This is a genomic window from Haloferax prahovense (genome assembly GCF_000723845.1).
Classification (GTDB): domain Archaea; phylum Halobacteriota; class Halobacteria; order Halobacteriales; family Haloferacaceae; genus Haloferax; species Haloferax prahovense.
Genome location: NZ_LK053000.1, coordinates 1,667,638 through 1,671,472 on the forward strand (window position 1 = coordinate 1,667,638; position 3,835 = coordinate 1,671,472).

General features: G+C 66.5%; 6 protein-coding genes. 5 read left to right on the forward strand and 1 reads right to left on the reverse strand.

Features of this window, described 5'->3' with window-relative positions:
• The 5 genes from BN984_RS19950 to BN984_RS08340 form a co-directional block, all read left to right on the forward strand.
• A partial coding sequence (locus BN984_RS19950; RefSeq protein WP_449404897.1) for a DUF7093 family protein occupies positions 1-620 on the forward strand: 620 nt, incomplete at its 5' end.
• A gap of 70 nt (positions 621-690) precedes the next feature.
• Positions 691-1,071, forward strand: a complete 381-nt coding sequence (locus BN984_RS08325) for a DUF5611 family protein (protein WP_004973531.1) — start codon at positions 691-693, stop codon at positions 1,069-1,071.
• A 193-nt stretch (positions 1,072-1,264) separates the two neighbouring features.
• Complete coding sequence (locus BN984_RS08330; RefSeq protein WP_008091550.1) at positions 1,265-1,723, forward strand: universal stress protein; 459 nt, start codon at positions 1,265-1,267, stop codon at positions 1,721-1,723.
• Positions 1,724-1,800: 77 nt separating this feature from the next.
• Complete coding sequence (locus BN984_RS08335) at positions 1,801-2,478, forward strand: TIGR00266 family protein (protein ID WP_008091554.1); 678 nt, start codon at positions 1,801-1,803, stop codon at positions 2,476-2,478.
• 85 nt (positions 2,479-2,563) lie between these two features.
• Positions 2,564-3,532: an ROK family protein gene (locus BN984_RS08340; protein ID WP_008091555.1), complete on the forward strand. Its 969-nt coding sequence runs from the start codon at positions 2,564-2,566 to the stop codon at positions 3,530-3,532.
• A gap of 115 nt (positions 3,533-3,647) precedes the next feature.
• On the opposite strand, the gene BN984_RS19870 is transcribed toward BN984_RS08340, so the two are convergent.
• Positions 3,648-3,835: hypothetical protein (locus tag BN984_RS19870; protein ID WP_222114933.1), on the reverse strand; the 188-nt coding region annotated here is incomplete at its 5' end.

A 3,835-nucleotide genomic window follows, 5' to 3' on the forward strand; every position in this document is an offset into this window, starting at 1 on the left:
CGAACGCCGCCGACGCCCAGCCCGCAGACGGGCCGGACGCGGCTGACGACGCCGGGAGCGTCGACGCCCCACCGGTGACCGACGACGGCATCATCCTCGACGACGACGACGAGGAGCAGTCGGCCACCCGCGACCGGACGCAGTGGCCCGACGAGGTCGACGAGGTCGAGACCGACGACCCGACGCCGCCGGCCGACGGCGACGACGCGGAGTTCATCGACGCGGACGCCGAGGCGGGCGTCGGAGCCGACGCCGAAGCGGAGCCCGAACAGGCACAGACCCGCGAACGCGGGGCGTGGCCCGACGCGCCGGGCGACGACGAGGGATGGAACGCTCAGCCCGACGACGGCGAGCCCGTCTCGGTCTCGTTCGGCGGCGGACTGGCCCCGGAGGGCAACAGCTCGCCGAGCCAGCAGTCGAACGGTCAGTACGTCGAGGCGGAGGAAGACGACTTCGTCCGCGCCGACGAGTCGAACGTCGGAAACGAGGCCCCCGACGACGCCGTCGAGTACTACTGTCCGAACTGCGGTCACGCCCGCGGCGCGTCCTCGTCGTCGATGCGGGCCGGCGACATCTGCCCCGAGTGTAAAAAGGGCTACATCGCCGAGCGGGAATCCTGACCGCGGCACGCCCTCGCAGGCGTCGCAGAGTCGCGAAACAGGTAAACCATCCCCTGTCGAAAAGGCGTCCATGAAGGAGTACAAGATGCGTCGTGGGGAGACGCTCGAAGAGCGAATTCCGGACATGAAAGCGACGGTCGAAGACTACTTCGGCCCCATCACGGACACCGAGGAGTTCAAAGGAAGCGACCTCTACGTCGTCGGCGAGCCCAAGAACCCCGTGTTCACCCGCATCGTCGCCGGTGCGGTCAAGTACAGCGGCAAAAAGGACAAGCTCGCGGTCAACTTCGAGGAGGCCGACCCGGCCGACCTCGCTCCCGAAGACCTCGAAGCCGCGGGCGAGGCCGTCAGCGCGAAGAACGACTTCCTCCTCGAGGCGACGGGCCGCGACGCGAAGTCCCGCCGCGACTCGATGAAGCGCGCGGTCGAAGACGACGCGCCCGACGTCTGAGCCGTCCGACGCGGTCTGGTTTTTCTCGCACACTCACCCGCCGAGCGGTGGTGCCGCCAGCGAAACGTACATATTGCTACCGCGTGACACTCCCGCTGTCAGCGACTGCGAAACCGCCGAACACGAATTTTTATTTCGATTCTGAGTAAAAATCCCCGGCACGATTAAGTGACGTCGGGGCGAACGGGCTGGTATGGCTATCGAAACTATCTTGCTCGCGGTCGGCGCGGGCGACGCCGATCGAATCGACAGACTCGCCGAGGAGACAATCGACGTGGCCGGACCGACCGGCGCGACGGTCGTCATCGGACACGTTTTCACGAGAGACGAGTACGACGAGGCGCTCGACAACCTCGATTTCGACATCACGGCCGAGGAGGTCTCTGCGGACGACGTGGCCCGACGACACGCCATCGTCCGAGAGCTCACGCGGCGCTTCGACGACGCGGACATCGACTACGTCGTCCACGGCCGAGTCGGCCGCCACGGCGAGAAGCTCGTCGAACTCGCGGGCGAGGTCGACGCCGACCGCCTCGTCGTCGGCGGTCGAAAGCGCTCGCCGACCGGCAAGGCCGTCTTCGGCAGCGTCGCACAGGAGGTCATGCTCGAATCGCCGTGTCCCGTGACGTTCGTCCGCGCGGACACCAAGTGACGACTCGCGGCGGCACGGTCGCCGGAACGACCGGTTTCGCAGGCAACTACATATCTTAGCGCGCCGTCAGCTCCCGCATGGACCACTCCATCGATTACCGCCCGTCGTTCGCCCTCCTCACCGTCTCGCTCGACGAGGGCGAGTCGCTCCGGTCGGAGGCCGGCGCGATGGTCAGCTACTCCGACGGCATCGACATCGAGACGAACGCGAAAGGCGGCCTCTTCGGGTCGCTCAAACGGAGCGTCCTCGGCGGCGAGTCGTTCTTCCAGAACACGTTCAGCGCGCGGCAGGCGGGCGAGGTATCCTTTGCGCCCCCGCTTCCGGGCGACATCGTCCACCACCGCCTCGAAGACGAGACGCTCTACGTGCAGTCCGGGTCGTACATCGCCTCGGACCCCGCGCTCGACCTCGACACCTCCTTCGGCGGCGCGAAGACTTTCTTCGGGAGCGAGGGGCTGTTCCTGCTCAAACTGACCGGCACCGGCGACAGTTTCCTGTCGAGCTACGGGGCCATCCACGAGGTCGAACTCGGCGAGGGCGAGCGTTACACGGTCGATACCGGCCACATCGTCGCCTTCGACGAGACGACGAGCTTCTCGGTCGAGCGCGTCGGCGGCCTGAAGTCCACGCTGTTCAGCGGCGAGGGGCTCGTCTGTACGTTCACCGGCCCGGGAACCGTCTGGATGCAGTCGCGCAGCATGGAGTCGTTCCTCTCGTGGCTCATCCCCAAACTCCCGACCAACAACTCCGCGTAGGCGGTGGCCGCCGACTTACATCGCGGCGAGTAAATCTACCGAGAATCCCGCTTAGTTAAGTGGAGGGCGCATCGCTATGGGAACGATGGCGTACTACGTGGGCGTCGACCTGGGGGCGACGAACGTCCGTTCCGTGGTGGGCGACGACGATGGAACTATCCTCGGAGAGGCCCGTGACAACACTCCGCGCGGCCCGACCGGAATCGCGATCACCGAGGCGGTCCTCGGCGTCGTCCGCGAGGCGTGTGCCGAGGCGGGTATCGACCCGAGCGACGCGGTCGCGGCCGGCATCGGTGCTATCGGCCCGCTCGACCTGGCCGAGGGCGCGGTCGAGAACCCGGCGAACCTACCGGACACCATCGACCGCATCCCGCTGACCGGTCCCCTCTCGGTGCTCTTGGAGACGGACGAGGTGTACCTGCACAACGACACGAACGCCGGGGTCATCGGCGAGCGGTTCCACTCCGACCGCAACCCCGACGACATGGTGTATCTCACTATCTCCTCGGGTATCGGCGCGGGCGTCTGCGTCGATGGGCACGTCCTCGCCGGGTGGGACGGAAACGCCGGCGAGGTCGGTCACCTGACGCTCGACCCGAACGGCTTCATGACGTGCGGGTGCGGACACAACGGTCACTGGGAGGGCTACTGCTCGGGGAACAACATCCCGAAGTACGCCCGCGAACTCCACGAGGAGGACCCGGTCGACACCGAACTTCCCGTGTCGGACCCCGATTTCTCCGCGGTCGACGTGTTCGAACACGCCGGCGAGGACGAGTTCGCCGACCACATCATCAACCAACTGGGCCACTGGAACGCGATGGGCGTCGCCAACATCGTCCACGCGTACGCGCCGCTCATCATCTACGTCGGCGGCGCGGTCGCGCTCAACAATCCGGACCTCGTGTTAGAGCCCATCCGCGAGCAGATGAGCGAGATGGTCATGTCGAACATCCCCGAGATTCAGCTGACGACGCTCGGCGATGAGGTCGTGGTCGAGGGGGCGTTGGCGAGCGCGATGACCGGCGGAACTGGCGACCGCTCGCGGCTGTGAGGCCGCGAGGATTCGCGGGTTTCGGCGCAGGTGGCACCGGTGACAGGTCTCGACTGTAACGCGGTGCTTAGTTTCCCACCCCGAGTTATCTCGATTGATACTCGGTGGCGCAATGTTATAACCCCGGTCGAGAAACGCGATGGTGTGCACCCGACGACGCCGAGTCGCTCGGCGCGCCGGTCGGCGCGTTCCCGTTCTCGTCGAACCGAACGGTGCACGGGCGTTCCACCGGAAGCCTAGAACGGGACTGGTCGACAACCCCCACCACCATCGTCGACCGACCGACGCCGAGGGGGTATCCAC

Bases quoted from the DNA above. Each gene is read 5' to 3' on its own strand.
- BN984_RS08335 (WP_008091554.1), top strand. From the start codon at position 1,801: ATGGACCACTCCATCGATTACCGCCCGTCGTTCGCCCTCCTCACCGTC.
- BN984_RS08340 (WP_008091555.1), top strand. From the start codon at position 2,564: ATGGCGTACTACGTGGGCGTCGACCTGGGGGCGACGAACGTCCGTTCC.
- BN984_RS08325 (WP_004973531.1), top strand. From the start codon at position 691: ATGAAGGAGTACAAGATGCGTCGTGGGGAGACGCTCGAAGAGCGAATT.
- BN984_RS08330 (WP_008091550.1), top strand. From the start codon at position 1,265: ATGGCTATCGAAACTATCTTGCTCGCGGTCGGCGCGGGCGACGCCGAT.